The sequence below is a fragment of the Streptomyces sp. ISL-100 genome, from assembly GCF_018614615.1.
Taxonomy (GTDB): Bacteria; Actinomycetota; Actinomycetes; order Streptomycetales; family Streptomycetaceae; genus Streptomyces.
The window spans coordinates 91492-109326 of sequence record NZ_JAGGOK010000050.1 but is presented as its reverse complement, the minus strand read 5'-3'; the positions used below and the strand labels follow the sequence as shown (position 1 = coordinate 109326).

The 17835-nt window shown below is 68.4% G+C and carries 16 protein-coding genes and 1 pseudogene; 10 read left to right on the top strand and 7 right to left on the bottom strand.

Features of this window, described 5'->3' with window-relative positions; all coding sequences use genetic code 11:
* The first annotated feature begins 82 nt into the window (after nucleotides 1-82).
* The 6 genes from J7E89_RS22595 (at nucleotide 83) to mscL (ending at nucleotide 5868) form a co-directional block, all read left to right on the top strand.
* Nucleotides 83-1609, top strand: coding sequence for a potassium/proton antiporter (locus J7E89_RS22595; protein ID WP_308315569.1), 1527 nt, complete (start codon nucleotides 83-85; stop codon nucleotides 1607-1609).
* A 262-nt stretch (nucleotides 1610-1871) separates the two neighbouring features.
* Complete coding sequence (locus tag J7E89_RS22590) at nucleotides 1872-3137, top strand: MFS transporter (RefSeq protein ID WP_214976189.1); 1266 nt, start codon at nucleotides 1872-1874, stop codon at nucleotides 3135-3137.
* A 66-nt stretch (nucleotides 3138-3203) separates the two neighbouring features.
* Nucleotides 3204-3560 carry an FmdB family zinc ribbon protein gene (locus J7E89_RS22585; protein WP_214976188.1) on the top strand — a complete coding sequence of 119 codons (357 nt, stop codon included), beginning with the start codon at nucleotides 3204-3206 and terminating at the stop codon, nucleotides 3558-3560.
* Between the two features lie 78 nt (nucleotides 3561-3638).
* The gene (locus J7E89_RS22580) at nucleotides 3639-4472 is read left to right on the top strand and encodes an S-methyl-5'-thioadenosine phosphorylase (protein ID WP_214976187.1); all 834 of its coding nucleotides are present in this window, start codon (nucleotides 3639-3641) and stop codon (nucleotides 4470-4472) included.
* A gap of 172 nt (nucleotides 4473-4644) precedes the next feature.
* The gene (locus tag J7E89_RS22575) at nucleotides 4645-5256 is read left to right on the top strand and encodes a hypothetical protein (protein WP_308315568.1); all 612 of its coding nucleotides are present in this window, start codon (nucleotides 4645-4647) and stop codon (nucleotides 5254-5256) included.
* 135 nt (nucleotides 5257-5391) lie between these two features.
* On the top strand, nucleotides 5392-5868 hold the full coding sequence (gene mscL / locus J7E89_RS22570) for a large conductance mechanosensitive channel protein MscL (protein WP_214976186.1): 477 nt from the start codon (nucleotides 5392-5394) through the stop codon (nucleotides 5866-5868).
* Nucleotides 5869-5875: 7 nt separating this feature from the next.
* On the opposite strand, the gene J7E89_RS22565 is transcribed toward mscL, so the two are convergent.
* Nucleotides 5876-6100 (bottom strand): hypothetical protein, encoded by a 225-nt coding sequence (locus J7E89_RS22565; RefSeq protein WP_214976185.1) that lies wholly within the window; start codon nucleotides 6098-6100, stop codon nucleotides 5876-5878.
* A 93-nt stretch (nucleotides 6101-6193) separates the two neighbouring features.
* Between J7E89_RS22565 and J7E89_RS22560 the strand changes: the two genes are divergently transcribed.
* Together J7E89_RS22560 and J7E89_RS22555 are read left to right on the top strand one after the other, a co-directional pair.
* A complete protein-coding gene (locus tag J7E89_RS22560) occupies nucleotides 6194-7276 on the top strand; it encodes a P1 family peptidase (RefSeq protein ID WP_214976184.1) in 1083 nt (360 codons plus the stop codon).
* A 144-nt stretch (nucleotides 7277-7420) separates the two neighbouring features.
* On the top strand, nucleotides 7421-8200 hold the full coding sequence (locus tag J7E89_RS22555) for a DUF6227 family protein (protein ID WP_214976183.1): 780 nt from the start codon (nucleotides 7421-7423) through the stop codon (nucleotides 8198-8200).
* Between the two features lie 28 nt (nucleotides 8201-8228).
* Here the strand turns inward: J7E89_RS22555 and J7E89_RS22550 are convergent.
* Nucleotides 8229-9293, bottom strand: a pseudogene (locus tag J7E89_RS22550) (PTS fructose transporter subunit IIC); the annotation flags it as partial.
* 49 nt (nucleotides 9294-9342) lie between these two features.
* Between J7E89_RS22550 and J7E89_RS22545 the strand changes: the two are divergent.
* Nucleotides 9343-10965, top strand: a complete 1623-nt coding sequence (locus J7E89_RS22545) for a recombinase family protein (protein WP_214976182.1) — start codon at nucleotides 9343-9345, stop codon at nucleotides 10963-10965.
* A 142-nt stretch (nucleotides 10966-11107) separates the two neighbouring features.
* Here J7E89_RS22545 and J7E89_RS22540 read toward each other — a convergent pair whose 3' ends face one another.
* From J7E89_RS22540 to J7E89_RS22520, 5 genes are all read right to left on the bottom strand, one after another.
* Complete coding sequence (locus tag J7E89_RS22540) at nucleotides 11108-12574, bottom strand: replication initiator (RefSeq protein WP_214976181.1); 1467 nt, start codon at nucleotides 12572-12574, stop codon at nucleotides 11108-11110.
* Nucleotides 12575-12709: 135 nt separating this feature from the next.
* A complete protein-coding gene (locus J7E89_RS22535; protein WP_214976180.1) occupies nucleotides 12710-13444 on the bottom strand; it encodes a DUF2637 domain-containing protein in 735 nt (244 codons plus the stop codon).
* Nucleotides 13445-13492: 48 nt separating this feature from the next.
* Nucleotides 13493-14899, bottom strand: a complete 1407-nt coding sequence (locus J7E89_RS22530) for an FtsK/SpoIIIE domain-containing protein (RefSeq protein WP_308315567.1) — start codon at nucleotides 14897-14899, stop codon at nucleotides 13493-13495.
* Nucleotides 14896-15105, bottom strand: a complete 210-nt coding sequence (locus J7E89_RS22525; protein WP_214976179.1) for a hypothetical protein — start codon at nucleotides 15103-15105, stop codon at nucleotides 14896-14898. Before J7E89_RS22525 ends, J7E89_RS22530 begins: the two co-directional genes overlap by 4 nt.
* Nucleotides 15102-15473: a hypothetical protein gene (locus tag J7E89_RS22520; RefSeq protein ID WP_214976178.1), complete on the bottom strand. Its 372-nt coding sequence runs from the start codon at nucleotides 15471-15473 to the stop codon at nucleotides 15102-15104. The genes J7E89_RS22525 and J7E89_RS22520 overlap by 4 nt, the downstream gene beginning before the upstream one ends.
* Nucleotides 15474-15641: 168 nt before the next feature.
* Here J7E89_RS22520 and J7E89_RS22515 point away from each other — a divergent pair, with 168 nt between their 5' ends.
* Nucleotides 15642-16052: a GntR family transcriptional regulator gene (locus tag J7E89_RS22515; protein ID WP_214976177.1), complete on the top strand. Its 411-nt coding sequence runs from the start codon at nucleotides 15642-15644 to the stop codon at nucleotides 16050-16052.
* The last annotated feature ends 1783 nt before the right edge of the window (nucleotides 16053-17835 follow it).

The following is a 17835-nucleotide window of genomic DNA, read 5'->3' as shown; positions in this document are numbered from 1 at the left end:
GGACGATCGAGCGCGTCAAGGAAACGTTAAAGATTAGGTAAGGTAACGAAGTACCGGCCGCCGGAGGAACGATCCGGCAGGCGTGCGAGGGAAGGAACGGCCGCTGACTGTCCACCAGCTCAATGAACTCCTGCTCATCTGCTCGCTCGTTCTGCTCATCGCCGTCGCGGCAGTGCGCATCTCGTCCCGGAGCGGGCTCCCCAGCCTGCTGCTGTACCTCGGGATCGGGATCGCCATAGGGCAGGACGGCATTTTCGATGTCCACTTCGACAACGCAGAACTGACGCAGGTGATCGGCTATGCCGCACTTGTGGTGATCCTGGCCGAGGGCGGCCTGGGCACGAAGTGGAAGGAGATCAAACCCGCGTTGCCCGCCGCGGTCGTCCTGTCGACCGTCGGCGTCGCGGTGAGCGTGGGCGTTACGGCGGCCGGTGCGCACTACCTGGTGGGGCTGGACTGGCGGCAGTCCCTGATCGTCGGCGCGGTCGTCTCGTCGACGGACGCCGCCGCGGTCTTCTCCGTACTGCGCAAGGTGCCGCTGCCGTCGCGCATAACGGGCGTACTGGAGGCCGAGTCGGGCTTCAACGACGCGCCTGTCGTGATCCTGGTGGTCGCCTTCTCTACGGTCGGTCCGGTGGACGACTGGTACGTCCTGCTCGGCACGATCGTCCTGGAACTGGCGATCGGCGCGAGCATCGGTCTCGCGATGGGCTGGCTCGGGGCGTACGCACTGCGTCATGTGGCGCTTCCCGCGTCCGGTCTCTATCCGATCGCGGTCATGGCCATCGCCGTATCGGCGTACGCCGCCGGGGCCATCGCGCACGGCAGTGGCTTCCTCGCCGTCTATCTGGCCGCGATGGTGCTGGGCAACTCGAAGCTGCCGCACTGGCCGGCTACGCGCGGGTTCGCGGACGGGCTCGGCTGGATCGCGCAGATCGGCATGTTCGTCCTGCTCGGGCTTCTGGTGACGCCGCACGAGCTACTGGTCGACTTCTGGCCGGCGGTGATGGTGGGACTGATTCTCACCATGATCGCGCGGCCGTTGTCGGTGCTGATCAGCCTGCTGCGGTTCCGTATCCCGTGGCAGGAGCAGGCCCTGATGTCGTGGGCCGGGCTGCGCGGCGCGGTGCCCATCATCCTGGCGACCATCCCCCTGGTGTCGGAGGTCGAGGGCAGCGACCGGATCTTCAACATCGTCTTCGTCCTCGTCGTCGTCTACACCCTCGCCCAGGGACCGACGCTGCCCTGGCTGGCGAAGTGGCTGCGGCTCGGCGACGACCCCTCCGAGGCCGCCGACCTCGGCATCGAGTCGGCGCCGCTGGAGCGGCTGCGCGGGCATCTGCTGTCGGTCGCGATCCCGGAGAAGTCGAGGATGCACGGCGTGGAGGTGGCCGAGCTGCGGCTGCCGCACGGGGCCGCGGTCACCCTGGTCGTACGGGAAGGGACGAGCTTCGTACCTCTGCCTACGACCGTGCTGCGGCGCGGCGACGAGCTGCTCGTGGTGGCGACCGATCCGGTACGGGATGCCGCCGAGCGGCGGCTGCGGGCCGTCGGGCAGGGCGGCAAGCTCGCCGGGTGGCTGGGAACCGGCGGCAACGGCTCCCATTGATCACGTTGATCACAGGCGGTGTGACGTAATCCGTACGTAATCGCAGGTGCGCTGCGGCGGATGCCCCGTAACATGAAGGCCTACTGATCGACCAACTCTGCCTGACGCAGAGCTGGCGCGACCGTACGGCGGCCGGCCCCCTCGCAGTGGGTGTCCTGGTATCTACCGCCGGTCCTGCGCAAGAGGACAGCTCTCGGCGGCTCCCGCACGCACACACCGCGTGCACAGGGGAGCGTCACCAGGCGGCAGAAAGGCAAGGACCGTGTCCGACACGGTCACTACCCCCCGTCCCGGTTACGGCCAGCTGCTCCGCACCCCTGGAGCATGGACGTACCTGGTGCCGGGATTCCTGGCACGGCAGCCCTTCGCGATGCTGACGATCGGCATCGTGTTGCTCGTGCAGCACACCACAGGGTCGTACGGAAGCGCGGGCGCTGTCGCCGCCGTCACCGGCGTTTCCATGGCACTGTTCGCGCCGCAGAGCGGCAAACTGGCTGACCGTTTCGGACAGAGCGCCGTTCTGTTTCCGGGCGTTCTCGTGCACACCGCTTCCGTCGTCACGCTGCTCGTGCTCGCGCTCTCGGGAGCGCCCATGTGGGCGCTCTTCGTCGCGGCTGTTCCCACCGGTGCCTCTGTTCCGCAGATCGGCCCGATGGTGCGCGCCCGCTGGGCCGCCAAGCTGGAGGGCTCGCCGCTGATGTCGACCGCCGCGGCCTTCGAGTCCGTGACGGACGAGTTCACCTTCGTCGTGGGACCGGTTCTCGCGACCGCGCTGTGCACCGGTGTGCACCCGGCGGCAGGTCTGGCCGCGGAGGCCGTCCTCACGCTGGTCGGCGGTCTGTTCTTCGCCGTACAGCGACGTACGCAGCCGCAGGCCGGACGCCTGTCGATGTCCGACGGGCCGCGCGCCTCCGCGCTCTCCATTCCCGGCGTACGGGTGCTGGTGGTGGCCTTCCTCGGCATCGGCGCTGTCTTCGGGGGAATGCAGGTCTCGCTGACCGCGTTCTCCGAGGAGATCGGTAACCCCGGCGTGAACGGGCTGCTCTACGGAACGTTCGCCGCGGGCAACATGCTCGCCGGTGTCGCGTGCGGCGCCATCGCCTGGAAGGTCGGGCCCCGGCGCCGCCTGATGGTCGGGTACGCCGCGCTGACACTGGCCGCCTCCGGGCTGTGGGCGGTGCACTCCGTGCCCCTGCTCGCCGGTCTGGGACTGCTCGTCGGCCTGTGCATCGCGCCCGCGCTGATCACCGGCTACACGATGGTGGAAAGTCTGGTGCCCGCCACGGCACGTACCGAGGCGTTCACCTGGCTGACCGGCGCGGTCGCGCTCGGCCAGGCCGCAGGCGTCACGGTCGCGGGACAGCTGGCGGACGCCAACGGCGCGAGCGCCGGATTCCTGGTGCCTCTGGTGGGTACCGCGCTCGCCCTCGCCACCCTGGTGGCACTGCGCTCGCGGCTCGCACCGAAGGCTCCGGGACGGGTCGCCGCACGTGGCGTGAGTCACCGAGTGCCTGTGACGGTGGACTGATCCAGCGGAATACGTCAGTATGGAACGTCGTTAGCACTCATTGAGTAAGAGTGCCAGGAGGAGCAAGTGCCGACCTACCAGTACCAGTGCACCGAGTGCGGCGAAGGCCTCGAGGCGGTGCAGAAGTTCACCGATGACGCACTGACCGTGTGCCCCAGCTGTGAGGGACGCCTGAAGAAGGTGTTCTCCGCGGTCGGCATCGTCTTCAAGGGTTCCGGGTTCTACCGGAACGACAGCCGCGGCTCTTCGTCGAGCAGCACGTCGGCCACGTCGTCGTCCTCGAAGGCCGGCGCGTCGTCTTCGTCCGCGTCGTCGTCCGGGTCCGACTCGAAGCCGGCCGCTTCGTCGTCGAGCTCGTCGTCCGGCTCGTCGTCGGGCTCCAGCAGCTCGTCCAGCTCTTCCAGCAGCTCCTCGGCCGCCTAGGCCCACCGCTTCTGGGTGACCCCGCCGTTTCCGACGGCGGGGTCCTCGGCGTTTCCGCGCCCGGCTACTGTGGCCGCCATGGTGAATGCGGAGATCGGCGTGATAGGCGGCTCGGGCTTCTACTCCTTCCTGGAGGACGTGACCGAGGTCGAGGTGGACACCCCCTACGGGAAGCCGAGCGACTCGCTCTTCCTCGGTGAGATCGCGGGACGGCGGGTGGCCTTCCTCCCCCGCCACGGGCGCGGTCACCACCTGCCGCCGCACCGCATCAATTACCGCGCCAACCTGTGGGCGCTGCGGTCCGTCGGTGCGCGTCAGGTGCTCGGGCCGTGCGCGGTGGGCGGGCTGCGGGTCGAGTACGGGCCCGGCACGCTGCTCGTACCGGATCAGCTGGTGGACCGTACGAAGGCGCGCGCGCAGACGTTCTACGACGGCGAGACGCCGGTGGACGGGGTGCTGCCGAACGTCGTTCACCTGACCTTCGCCGACCCGTATTGCCCCGAGGGTCGCAAGGCGGCGCTCGACGCGGCGCGCGGGCGGCAGTGGGAGCCGGTGGACGGCGGGACGCTGGTCGTCATCGAGGGGCCGCGGTTCTCGACGCGGGCGGAATCGCGGTGGCATGCGGCGGCGGGCTGGTCGGTGGTCGGCATGACCGGACACCCCGAAGCCGTGCTCGCCAGGGAACTGGGACTTTGCTACACGTCGCTGGCGCTGGTCACGGACCTGGACGCCGGGGCGGAGGCGGGCGAGGGCGTCTCCCACGAAGAGGTGTTCAAGGTGTTCGCGGCGAATGTGGACCGGCTGCGCGATGTGCTCTTCGACGCGGTGGCCGGGCTGCCGGCGGACGAGACGCGCGACTGCCTGTGTTCGCACGCGCTGGACGGGCTCGACACGGGGATCACGCTGCCTTAGCGGTGATCGGTGCGCCAGCGGGTGATCGGGCCCCAGCGGGTGATCGGCGCCCCAGCGGGTGATCGGTTTGTCCACAGCCGGAGGCCTGTCCACAGGCGTGGGTGGGATTCGGGCGGACCGTGGATCGTGAGGAGCGTTCAGCCGGAACTCCTCGTGGCAGGCGGTGGTCACCGTGTCCCTCTATCCCTACGTCCCCACTCCCCCCGTGCCGCCCGTTCCCGGGCCGGATCCGTGCGGTGTGCCCGAATTCGCCCCGCTGCGGGTGCGCGGCGGCAGGCACCGGCTCCGGCGGGCGGTGCGCCGCAGGAGGCGGGCGATGGCGGCCGGGCTCGCGATGACCGCCGCCGCGCTGGCCGCTTCCGGGGCGCGCGACGCGGGGCGTACGGGCGGCGCGGCACAGGCGCGAGCGCAGGCACAGGCTCGGGCGCAGGAAAACGCGCTGTCGCGGGCCGACTCGGGTGCGGCGGCGCGGCGCGAGCGCCGTCCGGTGGAGATGGTGTCCGCCCCGGTGCGTATCGCGGACGCCGGAACCGTGCGGCTGCTGCGCCGCGGAGACCGGGTCGACGTGATCGCGGCGGCGGCCGACTCGTCGGTGCCGGGCGGTGAACCGCCTGAGGCGCGGGTGGTGGCGGCAGGTGCGCGGGTGGCGGAGGTGCCGAAGGCGCACGAGGCCGCGGGGGCCGAGGGAGGCGGAGCGCTGGTCGTCCTGTCCGTCCCGCGAACCACGGCCGCGGCGCTGGCCGGTGTGGGCACGACGTCCCAACTGGCGGTGACACTGTGCTGACTCGAGTGCCGTCTCGAACTGGCCGCCTGTCAAGTCGCTGGTGCGTGGGCCGGGATTGGACAGGGCCGTCACTTGCTGACGTAGGTTTCGGAACTGTTTGCTCCGCCCCCCGTACATGCGAAAAGAGGCTCATTCGTGAGCGAGGAGAAGAAGCAGAGCGTGCTGGCCGGCTTCAAGGCCTTCCTGATGCGCGGCAACGTGATCGACCTGGCTGTCGCGGTGGTCATCGGCGCCGCATTCACCAACGTCGTGAACTCGATCGTCAAGGGCGTGATCAATCCGCTGGTCGGCGCGTTCGGCACACAGGACCTGGAGAAGTACAGCTCCTGCCTGAAGGATCCGTGCAAGCTGGACGAGAACGGCGTGATGCAGGGCATCCCGATCAACTGGGGGCTCGTTCTCAGCGCGGCCCTCAGCTTCCTGATCACCGCCGCGGTCGTCTACTTCCTCATGGTCCTGCCCATGGCCAAGTACCTGGCGCGGCGGGCGGCGCGGGACAAGGCGAGGGAAGCCACCGTGGAGGTCATGGAGGTCACCGAGGTCGAACTGCTGAAGGAGATCAGGGACGTCCTGGTCGCGCAGCGCGGCACGGGCCACGACAACACGCCGTAGCCCATGCTCAGAGGTGGTGCGGCGGCTTCTCGTCCAGGAATCGGGCGAGGTCGGCCGCGCTGCCACCACTGCCGGGAGGCCGCTCACCCCACCCTCGGTCCGTATCGTCCGCTGATTGGTGGTCCAGTGGATCGCCGAAGTCCAGCGCCGGCTTCGGCCGTGGTTTGCTCTCGGCCTGCCGCTCGGACGTCTGCTCCGGGTCTCGCGATCCGTGGGCGGGGGCGGTGCTCATGTTTCCAGGGTACGGCGGACGGCCCGTGCGGGTACGCCGGCAGTCTCCGCGGCCATGCCCTGCTGGGGATTCTCCCGTGATACGCAGGACTTCATGGGACACCAGACGAGGGCGGACGCCCTGACCGATGTGGCCGGACTGCGGGTCGGCCACGCGAACGTGCCGGGTGACCGGGCGCTGAGCGGCACCACCGTCGTGCTGGCGCCGGAGGGCGGGGCGGTCGCAGCCGTGGATGTCCGGGGCGGTGGCCCGGGCACCCGCGAGACGGACGCCCTTGACCCGCGCAATCTGGTTCAGCGCGTGGACGCCATCGTTCTGACGGGCGGCAGCGCCTTCGGTCTCGACGCCGCTTCCGGGGTGATGGCCTGGCTGGAGGACCAGGGCCGGGGCTTCCGGGTCGGGCCCGGCCCGGCGCAGGTGGTGCCGGTCGTCCCGGCCGCCTGCCTCTTCGACCTGGGGCGCGGAGGCGACTGGCGGGCCAGGCCGGACGACGCGACGGGACGGGCCGCCGCCGAGGACGCCGCGCGTACGGACCTCGGGGCGCCCGTGGCGCAGGGCGGGGTGGGTGCGGGAACGGGTGCGGTCGCGGGAGCGATGAAGGGCGGCGTCGGCACGGCCTCCGTGATGCTGGACTCGGGTGCCACGGTGGGGGCGCTCGTGGTCGTCAACGCCGCCGGTTCGGCCGTCGATCCGCTGACGGGGGTGCTCTACGGGAGCTACTTCGACGGTCGGTGCGAGTATCCGGCGGCGGAGGTGCACGCGGCGGCGCAGCTCAGGCTGGCCGACGCGCGGGTGGAGACCCAGCGGCGGGCGGATGGTGCCGCGCTTCCCCCGTTGAACACCACCCTGGCTGTTGTCGCCACGGATGCCGAGCTGACCCGCGCGCAGGCGCAGAAGCTCGCCGGTACGGCGCACGACGGGCTCGCGCGCGCCGTGCGGCCCGTGCATCTGCTCACCGACGGGGACACCGTTTTCGCGCTCGCTACGGGTACGAAACCGCTGTTGGCAGGGTCGGCGGAGCCCGCTTTCGCGGCGCACGCCGGGGCGGCCGCCCTCAACGAGGTACTGGGGGCGGGTGCGGACACGCTGACCCGTGCGGTGGTGAAAGCCGTGCTGGCGGCGGAGGGGGTGGAGGGGCCCGGGGGTGTTTACCCGGCGTACCGGGACCTCTACTGACGTACTGGCGGGGCGAGTTGGCCAGGAGGCGCGGGAACCTTGGGTGCGCCCCCTTCGTTTTGCTCAACCCCGGCGACGTTGTCAGACCCAGGGGCTACGTTGAGCACTCGGCAAGTAACAAGCGGCGACGGCCTGGAGAAACCCTTGAGCGATCCGTACGAGACAACCGAGGAGCACCTCGAGCGACTCCTGGGGCGCGCACTCAACTCGTTCGACCTGCCCGACGCGACTGTGGAGCGGCTCGAATCGGCGCTGGCACACAGCACGTCCCTGCACTCCTCGCACCACAGCGCGGGGCTGCACCGCGAGACGTTCAAGCATGCGTTCCTGCTGGCTGACGGCACCTCGCTCGTGTTGTGGGAGCTGGCGCACAACGCGGGGCGCGACGGCTCCACGCAGCACGAGCTGTACGCGGAGGCGGCGGAGGTCCGGCTGGCCGCGTCCAGACTGCCGAGCCCTGGCGGCGCGGAGGCCTTCGGGGTGCCCGGTGGGGATGCGGACGGGCGCGACCCGGACGGCGGGGACGCCGAGCTTGACGCCGACCTCGAAATCCTTGCCACGCTCATGGCCACGCGGCCGGCCGCTGCCCGGCGCATCTTCATCCCGGACGAATCCGCCGACCACGCACGCCGGGTCCTCCGGCGCGCCGAGAACGCCGGGCGGCCCGGGCAGGACATCGCACTGCGTCTGAGCGGCGCCGTCGCCCACCAGATCACGCAGGCCTTCGGCCGCCAGTGCAGCGTGGAAGGCCGGGACGCCGGCTTCACGCTGTACGAGCACGCGTTCCTGCTGTGCGACAACAGCGAGGTCAGCCTCTGGGAGGTCGAGCACACGGCGACGCCGGACGGCCGCCACATGTGCGAGGTGTACGAAACGGAACGCGCCGCGCGCGAAGCGATGGAGCTTCGCGCGCGGGTGCGGTGACGGTGACGGTGCGTCGACCCTGGTGGTGTCAGGCCGCTACCGCGACCTTGTCGGGCTGGGTGGGGGCGTGGCCGGCGGTTGTGGGCTGGGGTGTTTTGCGCAGGCCCTTGAGGAGGATTACCAGGGCTGTGCTGACCGCCGTTCCGGCCAGGATGGCGATCAGGTAGAGGAACGGGTTGCCGATCAGCGGGACCACGAAGATGCCGCCGTGCGGGGCGCGCAGCGTGCACTCGAAGGCCATCGACAGGGCGCCGGTCACCGCGCCGCCGGCCATCGCCGCCGGGATCACGCGCAGCGGGTCCGCCGCTGCGAACGGGATCGCTCCCTCGGTGATGAACGACGCGCCCAGCACCCAGGCCGCCTTGCCGTTCTCGCGCTCCGCCTTGGTGAAGAGCCTGCGGCGTACGGTCGTGGCCAGCGCCATCGCGAGGGGCGGGACCATGCCGGCTGCCATGACGGCGGCCATGACCTTGAGGCTGCCCTCGTTGGGGTTGGCGAGACCGCCTACCGCGAAGGCGTAGGCGACCTTGTTGAGCGGGCCGCCGAGATCGAACGCCATCATCAGGCCGAGGATGACGCCGAGGATGATCGCGTTGGCGCCGGAGAGGCTGGACAGCCAGTCGGTGAGCGCGCTCTGCAGTTTCGCGATCGGCTCGCCGATCACCAGGAACATCAGGAAGCCGACGATGATCGAGGAGATCAGGGGGATCACCACCACCGGCATGATGCCGCGGAGTGGGGTCGGGACCTTCAGCTTCTGGATCGCCATCACTACCGCGCCCGCGATGAGGCCCGCCACCAGTCCGCCCAGGAAGCCGGCGTTGATGGATACAGCGATTGCGCCGCCTACGAAGCCGGGGACCAGGCCTGGCCTGTCCGCCATTCCGTACGCGATGTAGCCGGCCAGGACCGGTACCAGGAAGCCGAAGGCCACGCCTCCGATCTGGAACATCAGCGCGGCCCAGCTGGTGGTGTCCGTCCAGGCGAAGTGCTCGATGACCGAGGGGGCCTTGTTGATCTCGTAGCCGCCGATGGCGAAGCCCAGGGCTATGAGGAGGCCGCCTGCGGCCACGAACGGGACCATGTAGCTGACGGGCTACTATCGCCCAGGTACTTGACCTGACGGCGAGAGGCTAGCAGCGGTGAAGGCGTCTTCCAAGTGGCAGATACATCCCGACCTACAACAGGCACTTGACGAGGGCCGAACCTTCGAGGAGTGGCTGGACGGCCGCAAGCCATGCTGTTCGTACGCCCGGATCACCAGGGACAAGCGCAACGAGATCGGCGTATCCCGCCAGCACCGCAACTGCGACGAGTTCGCCCAGCAGCACGGGTGCGCGATCCTCTACCGGTACACGGACAACCACATCACGGCAGCAGACCCGGACATCGAGCGGCCGGCCTTCTTGCGGTTGGTACGCGACCTTCGAGCCCGCCAGGTCGAGGAGGGCTATCCCATCCACGGCATCTTCGTCGTGGAGGAGGAGCGCGTTGTGCGACTCCCCGAGGACTACCTACGACTGCACCGGGCGCTCACTGTCGACAAGCGCGGACTGTACGGCGTGACCGATACCAAGACCGTCTTGGACGTGCACAGCGACGCCGAGATGATCCGGGGTCTGCTGACTTCCGCCATGGGCGAGCGCGAAGTAGTCAAGGTCAAGCGCAGGGTCAAGCGCAATGTGCGGGACCAGGCGTTGGAGGGGAAGCCAACCGGGCCGCGCCGCTTCGGGTGGAAGGGGCCAGACCCCAAGACCGGGCGTTTGGTGAACGAGAAGCTGGAACCGAAGGAAGCCAAGGTTCTGCGCGAGGCAGTCGATCTTGCCTTGGCGGGCAAGGCGTGGACCAGCATCGTCGCGCACCTGGACAAGAGCGGCTATCTGACGAACCGGGGAAACAAGTGGGCCGTCACCCCGGTTCAGTACATGCTCACGAACCCGGCTCTCTGCGGATACAGGATGATCAACGGCGAGCTGGTGGCCGACCCGAAGACCGGTGAACCGGTCGTAGGCGAGTGGGACACCATCTGCACGCCAGAGGAGTGGTACAAGCTCATTGGGCGGTGCAGCGTGTGGTTCAACCTGGATGGAGATACGGCAACTTCCCGCTTCCGCGACAAGGTCAAGCGGGAAGGAAAGAAGGATTACCGAGAGATCGCGGAGGCCACCCGACGCTTCTTCCTGACCAACATCGCGCGGTGTGGGTACGTGGACGAGAAGGGGAACATGTGTCTGGCGAAGATCAAGGGCATGGGCCCCGGCGGGACGAATAAGCAAGACCGGTACCGGTGCGGTGAGCCACGCTGCAACAAGGTGAGCCGCCGGGCTGACTACGTGGACAAGGCCATAGAGCTAGTGGTTATCAAGGTGCTGGAAGAGCAGTTCTCTGCCATGCAGCCCGACGAGAAGACGTGGTACGGCGAAGAGACGTTGCAGGCGCTATTGGCCAAGCGCCAGGAAATCAAGAACAGCTATGACGCGGGGACGTTCAGTCTGGCTGAGTACCTGGAGTTCCGGGACAGCAACGATGCACAGATCAGCGAGTCCCAGAAGGACCGCACCGAGTTCTACGCCGAGCAGGCCGCCAAGAACTTCCTTGCCGGTTTCACCCGTGAGAAGTGGGACGAGTTCGACATGCGCCAGAAGCGCAAAGCAGCGGCGACGGTCCTGCAAGCGGTGATCATCCATCCGCTTCCGAAGGGGCGTGCGCGCAGCAGCCAGTTCGACCCCGACCTGTTGGAGCCAGTCTTCCGGGCGCCTCACTGAAACAGGTCTCGCAGTGTCTCAAGCTGTCCCTCGCCCAAGCGGGGGGCAGCTTTCGCATGTCGCGCTGCCCACGCCTCGATGAGCTGGGCGACAGGGTCATCCTCACGGGGCCGAGAGCATTCGGGATGCTTAACAGCGGTGGTCACTGCCAGACCTCTCCCTCTGTCTTGGCGCATTCGGCATGCTCGCGGGCTTGTGTGATCTCGTGGCGGGCTTGGGCAGCGAGGAGCTCTTCGCCGGGGCGGTAGCCCGAGGCGAGGTATTGCCAGGAGGATTCGGTGACGAGGGTGGTGTTTTCGTCGGGGGCGGGAAGGCCGGCGCGGGCACGGGCCTGTTCGGTGCGCCAGGTGCGGCGTACGTCGCGCAGTGCCCCGAGGGTGGTGGAGTAGGCGCGGGATTTGGTGGAGAAGTGGCCGCGGAATCCGAGCATGTGGGCCCACTTCCAGAGCTTGAGTTCCGCGAATTCCGGCAGGTGGCCGAGCGCCCAGGCGGTGTGGATCATCTGGCGTACGTGGCGCTGCACGCGGAGGTCCTTGAGCGGTTCGGCCTGCCCCGTGCCGTCGCAGTCGGTACACAGGTCCCGGAAGTTGTCCGGGCCGCGCAGGTAGCCGCGTCCGCCGCAGGGGTGGCAGACCAACGAGCGGTCTACGGTGCCGGAGCCCTCGGCGCTCTTGGTGGCGTACTTGGCGACATAGCCAGCCACCTTCTGATCGGTGAGTTCGCCGTCACCGAGGGCGGTGATTTCGCGTACGTCGATCCTCTCGCCCCAGGCGATGCGGTGATCACCAACGGTGTCGGATTCGACGGTGAGCACGGCGCGCCGGGCGGCCTCTTTCACGGCGTGATCCAGTGCGTCAACGGTGGCCCAGGCGGGGGGCGCAGTGGTGTGTCCGTCGGGGCCGTCGAAGCGGATGACGGCGTGGAAGTGGACCAGGCCGCGTTCTTGGTACTCGGCAACCTTGGCGAACGAGATTCGAAGGGCAGCCTTCAGCGCTTTCTGTGTCATGCCGAGGTGGGCGGCCAGCTCGCGGCGGAGGTAGATGGTGAAGCGGGCCCACAGGGCACCGGCGTGGGCGTTCCAGAGCACGGCGCCCGTGTAGTCGTAGGTGGCGGGGTTGAGCGGTGTGCCGAGGATGGGGGCGTCTTCGGGGTGGTGTTCGCCGCAGCGGCAGGGCAGGCGCTTGCCCGTGGGGGTGGTGGGGCGGTTGTGGACGGGGCCGAAGGAGGGGGCGGTGAAGGTGGCGAAGACGCGGGGGTGGGTGCGGACGCTTTCGGCAACGGTCTTGCCGCCGGACAGCCCGGCCTTGATCAGGTGGTAGGTGTCGGCGGCGTAGAGGCGGGAGCAGGCCGGGCAGCGCGACGAGCGGCGGTTGCCGCACGCGGTCAGGAGCCGTCCGGTGGGTTCGTCAGCAGTGGAGTAGGAGCGCAGAACAGTGTTGGTCGCCGTGTCGGTGGTGGTGGTCCAGCCGACGAGGTTGACGGGGCGGGTGCAGCCGCGCAGGTTGCGGACTTGTTCGGTGACGCGGTCGAAGTTGTCGAGGTTGGCCAGTTCCACCAGGTCCCGTACGGCGGGGCTGATGATGTGGCGCAGAATCGGTGTCCGGTTCATACTGGAATAGCCCCCTTGTGGGTTGAGTGGTCGACGCCCCGAACGGCGCTGAACGCGGCACGTGCCGTTCGGGGCGTCACTGATGGAGCCCGATAGGGCAGGGAGACGGGGCTTGCCGGGAAGGCCGGCGGAAGGTCAGGCGGACAGGGCCGCGTGCAGGGCGTTGGCCATGGGCAGGCCGATGCCGAGCCGTCGCTTGAGCTGGGCGGCAGTGATGGTCTCGCCGTGCTCCGTGTGGTGGGACGCGGCGATGGAGCGGGCTTCTTCAAGAAGCGGCTCAGGGACCTTCACCGCAGGTGCCGCAGGTGTGACGGGCACTGGCGCGGGTGCGGCGGGGATGGGAGCGGGCACCGGTTGCGACGTATCGACCACGGCGGGCACAGGTTCCGGTGCCGTCTCGACAGGGACAGCCGCCGGGGCTGGGTCGGTCACCTCGGCCGGGGCCGGGGAAGGTGCCGGGGCGGTCGCGGTTACGGCGTGGAAGTGGCGCAGGAGGCCGGGGCCGACCGTGCCCCATCCGAGGAGGAGGAGCGGGGCGACCGCGTCCACGGCGGCGCGTCCGTAGTGTCCGGCGGCGATGGGTTCCGCGATGTTGAGGGCCAGGGTCAGCAGTCCGGAGACGTGCATGAGGCGTGTGGCCGCCTTCATCTCCTCGGGCGGGACGCCGCGCAGGGACAGGTAGCGCAGGGCCACCAGGAGCCCGACCACGGACAGGTCCACCATGGGCGCGATCAGGGGGGCGATCGGGCCGGGGACGCCGAGCCGCAGGGCCAGCGCCCAGACGTTACCGAAGGAGAAGACGAACGCGAGGGCGGCGATGACGACCATGACCACGGTCACCGTGCGCTGAGTGATCCGGTCCTCATTCATGAGGATTCACCTCCCTTCAAGTGATTCGTAGGTGCAGGGGTGTTGGGGTCAGGCTGCCTGTGCGTCGGGCTTCGTCATGTCCACCGGGGCGTCCCACACGCGCGGGCCCATGACCGCTTCGAGGAGTTCGGCGGGGTCGTAGGTGAGGTGGGCGGTCTCGTCAGCGATCTGTGCTGCGTCGGCGTCGGCCACGTAGGGGGTGCGGATGCGGGCGAAGCCGGGGCGTGACTGGTGGCTCATGGAGGCGACGCCGACATAGGCCGGGTCCTGGAGGTTGATGGGGTTGGCGTCGTCCCAGTTACGGATGTCCTCTCCCAGCGCGGCGACCGAGGCTTCGGCGGTCTTCTGCGCGAAGGACAGGCCGACCGGGCACACGTCACGGATGAACGTGGGGATGGCGTCACCCGTGGACTTCTGTGTGGCCAGGATGACGAGGATGCCGACGCTGCGGCCCTTCTTGACCAGGTCTTCCACGAGCCGGGCGTTCTCCGCCGCCAGCGCCGCGAGCTTCTTCGTCTTGGGGTCGCTGCCCTTGTAGTCGCGGAAGAACGTGTGCGCTTCGTCGATGACCACCACGACCAGCGGCCACGCGGCGGAGGGACCGACATCCCACATGCTCTTCACGCCGAGCACGGCACGGATGGAGGAGGAGCGGGCCCGGCGCAGGTCCACGAGGCGGTTGAACAGCTTGTTCGCGTCCTCCAGGTCGTCCCCGACGAAGGCGAACATGCGCTTCACCAGGTCGGCGTAGTCGCCTTCGTGCGCCTTGGACACCTTGCCGTCGAAGCCGACGAACTGGATTGCGGGCGAGGGCGCCCAGTCGCAGATCAGACGGTTGATGAGCGAGGTCTTGCCGAAGCCGGGAAGGCCGGCCACGGTCACGCCCGGCACCTGGGACAGGTCCACCACCACGGGCTGGGCGTACTCGTCCACCCCAAGGTCCCAGATGGCAGCCTTCTTGGGCACCGCACCGGTGGGGACGTGTTCGGTTCGGGTGGTGAGCGGGTCCACGCGCACGCCACGGATGATCACCTGGCCGGGGCCGTCCGGCAGGACTGAAACCCGTTCACAGCGCCAGGCGTCCGCCAGATACGGGGCGGCCTTCTGGAATTCATCCAAGCTGACCTTGGGCAGGCAGTTGGCCCGCCCGACGATCCCGAACTGGTCGGGCTTCACCTTCAGGGCCGGGATGAGGACCCGCGGTTTCGGCGTCTTGCCCTCAGTGGTGGAGAACGCCGCCAGTGGGGTGGGCGTCTTGTCTGTGACCGACAGACCGGCCATCGGCGCGAGCCGCTTCCAAGTCCAGCGCACCCGCACTGCCTGCCGGATGCTGGCCCGCGTCATCTTGTCCGCCAGGGCGTAGCGGACTATCCAGATCACCGCCCAGATGGTGATGAGGGTCAGGGCCGCTACCACCACCAGGGGGGCGTAGCCGTTCAGTTCCTGCACTGTCACTTGGTGTCCTTGTGTTCGTAGAGGAAGGCCGCAAGGGCCATTTCGAGGGCCGCCCAGTCATCCAGGGCGGCGAAGGGCGGGTATCCGTAGCCGACGAGGAGCGCGGCCACGGAGTTGATGAGGGATTCGGAGAACCGGGGGTCCGGTCCGGCGTGAGGGATCGGGTAGACCGCCTCAGCGCCGAACCGGAGAGCGGGCTGTGTCACGCGGCTGCCTTCTTGACCGGCTCACCGGCAGCGGCCGGGATCAGGAGTTCGAGCGCAGCGGCTCGGTAGGCGATGCCGTCGTTCAGGGAGCCGTTGAAGATGCGGGCCCACGGGGTGGCGAACAGCTCGACGGGCCGCACCGGCACACCGGGCTTGAGACCGTCCGGCAGGCCGTCCGCCGCAACGGTGATCTTCATGGCCTCCGCCCGCTCTTCCTCCATCAGGAACACGGTCACCGTGTAGAGCCTCTGATTCGTCTCACGGTCGAGGGCGAACTGGGTCTTCTCCTGATCGGTGTACTTCGGCACCGGCAGGGTGCCGACCATGAACGCCGTGGTGTCCAGCAGGCCAACGCGGATGCGTGCCATGGGTGTTACTTCCTTCCATCGTTTGGGCCGCGTGTTCGGCCCGGATCACAACAGTGCCACATCAGTGAGTGTTGCGCAACAGTTGGTTTGAGGAGTGATGCGCTACAGCATGGAGCCGGGTGGTGCGAGTGTGTCGCCACGTAGCGGGTGCGCCCGTATCCTGCGGGCATGACACTGGACTTCGAGGCCGACGACCGGCCCCCCTACCTCCAGGCCGCCGAACTCCTCCGGGAAGAGATCACATCCGGCCGCCTGAAGCCCGGCGACAAGCTGCCCTCCTCGCGGACCCTGCAAGAGCGGTACGGCATCGCGAGCTCCACCGTGCAAAACACCCTGCGGCTGCTGAAAAGCGAGGGGCTGATCTACAGCGTCCAGGGGCGAGGCAGCTTCGTTCGCAACAGCGCCACCGCCGCGCCGGCTGATGGCCGGGAGGAGATAGCCGAAACAGCCGACCTCACTCCCGGCCCCAGCGCCGAATCCCTCGCCGAAGAAGTCGCGGAGCTCAAGACCGCCATCAAGCGGATCGAGGAAACACTGTCTCGCCTCGCAGCGCATGTGCAGGAACAGCGGGAACGATAGCCGCCGCTATTTCCCTGACCATCGCATCAATACGGGCGATCGACGCACACACGTCGGTCAATTCCTCGTCCAGCGCCGCTATCTCGTTCTCGGTCATTTCCTGTCTCCCCGCCTTGCTTCCGTGCCGTTCCTTCATGCTCCGCATCCAACTCAGCAGGGCTTGCCCAAAGGCTTGCCCTCGCCGGGGTAACCACCGCCTGACCCGCCACGGCAAGCCTCTCAGCAAGCCCATCACCCGCCAGGGCAAGCCCCCGCCATGCTTAGCAGGGCCGCCGGCCACACCCAAGAGCGGATGGACGAACAGGTCACCAGGCGGGAAGCCAATTTCCGCCCGTCCCGCCTGACGGGCATTTCCGGCACACAGCAGTGCCGCCACCTGCCCCTGAATTGCCGTCCTCCCAGCACCCTGCATGAAGGCCGAGGACAGATCGAACCGGGCACCAGCACCCGGAGGAAACACGGAGTGGGCGTGAATCCCACTCGACCCCTCTCGATGCCTTTTCGATCCCGTTCGACCCCTGGCAACACAGGTCGAAGAGATTCCGCAAAGACCGGCTCCACGCACCGGCCGCGCCCTCCACAAAGCGCGCTCACTCACCTGGGCCATGCCGCCCTCCTCTCGTGCTGGGACTTCGATGTTCCGGACAATCGCCGGTTTGGCTAACCGGCGATCGCGCGCTATGTTCCGCCGCCACCGGACCGGCGGGCAGACGTTTCGCCCTCACTCCAGGAAGGGGAGCGAGAAACCCCCGGATGTGACACCGCACCCCGCCCAAACTCTGTGACGCCCGTCACGTTCACTTCCTCTCTGTCGCATGCCCTGCCCTCCCGCCCCGCTCAGGCGCCCATCCCACGCGCGGGGATGGACTGGGGGATCACCCATAGAGGTGTCTTTGAGGGCGGGCGTGTGACCCCGCCAATTTGTGACGCCCGTCACAGACCCTCCTTTTTTTGCCCCTCACTAACACCAAGCCGTTCCAGAAGGCCGATTCAGACAACGGGGCCCGACTTTTTTCATCTTTTTTCTGACGGTGCGTCACACGCCCTCACCGCCCCTCGGCATTGAGCAGAACCGGGGGTTCGCTTGCTACAGGTGTCGGAATCTGCCGCCGTGTGACGCCTCGTGACCCAGATCACATACACGCCCCCTCTCGCGTTTCGCCCCCGCCGAGCCCGTCGAGTCACGAACACCTGACCCTGTGGACAACCCTCCGGCCCCACCGAGCCCCCATCGGTTCGGCAAGCAGAGGAAGCACGCGGCCCAACTCGCCCAGTTAGCAAGCCGGTTTGAGCGCACGCGGAAGCTGATGGAAAGCGCGTTGTGTCCACGGAATCGATCCTGCAACGGCGACCCTGTGGATAATTTCCGGCGAGCCGAGGAACGTACCGGCGCATTCATGCCTAGATCAGGTCATACGGAGATGGGAGCGGCATGGGCGAGGGAGGCAGCAGCCGGAACGCCTCGCGGATCAGGTCCCATGAGGGCGGCAACGGAGCTGTTAAGAGTTTCTTTACTGGATCAAGGCGGCCCGCTCACGCGGGCCGCGCGCGCTGGCGGCCCGTGGCCGCCGACGCTCCATGTCTCCGCCACCGCTCCGGCGGCCCCCGTCCACTCAGCGCGCAAGGCCCAAGAAGCGATCCGACAGAGCCCAGGAAGCAACCCGACCATCCCGCAGCCACACCACCAGGCCCACATCCACGACAGCGACCTACGCAGACACCACGTCCAGGCGCACAGCTCAGCTGTCCCGCCCCAGCGGGAATCCGCGGCGACCCAGGCAGC

Coding starts and splice junctions, on each gene's coding strand:
- J7E89_RS22580 (WP_214976187.1), top strand. CDS start 3,639: ATGGTGAATGCGGAGATCGGCGTGATAGGCGGCTCGGGCTTCTACTCC.
- J7E89_RS22565 (WP_214976185.1), bottom strand. CDS start 6,100: ATGAGCACCGCCCCCGCCCACGGATCGCGAGACCCGGAGCAGACGTCC.
- J7E89_RS22560 (WP_214976184.1), top strand. CDS start 6,194: ATGGGACACCAGACGAGGGCGGACGCCCTGACCGATGTGGCCGGACTG.
- J7E89_RS22540 (WP_214976181.1), bottom strand. CDS start 12,574: ATGAACCGGACACCGATTCTGCGCCACATCATCAGCCCCGCCGTACGG.
- J7E89_RS22535 (WP_214976180.1), bottom strand. CDS start 13,444: ATGAATGAGGACCGGATCACTCAGCGCACGGTGACCGTGGTCATGGTC.
- J7E89_RS22520 (WP_214976178.1), bottom strand. CDS start 15,473: ATGGCACGCATCCGCGTTGGCCTGCTGGACACCACGGCGTTCATGGTC.
- J7E89_RS22515 (WP_214976177.1), top strand. CDS start 15,642: ATGACACTGGACTTCGAGGCCGACGACCGGCCCCCCTACCTCCAGGCC.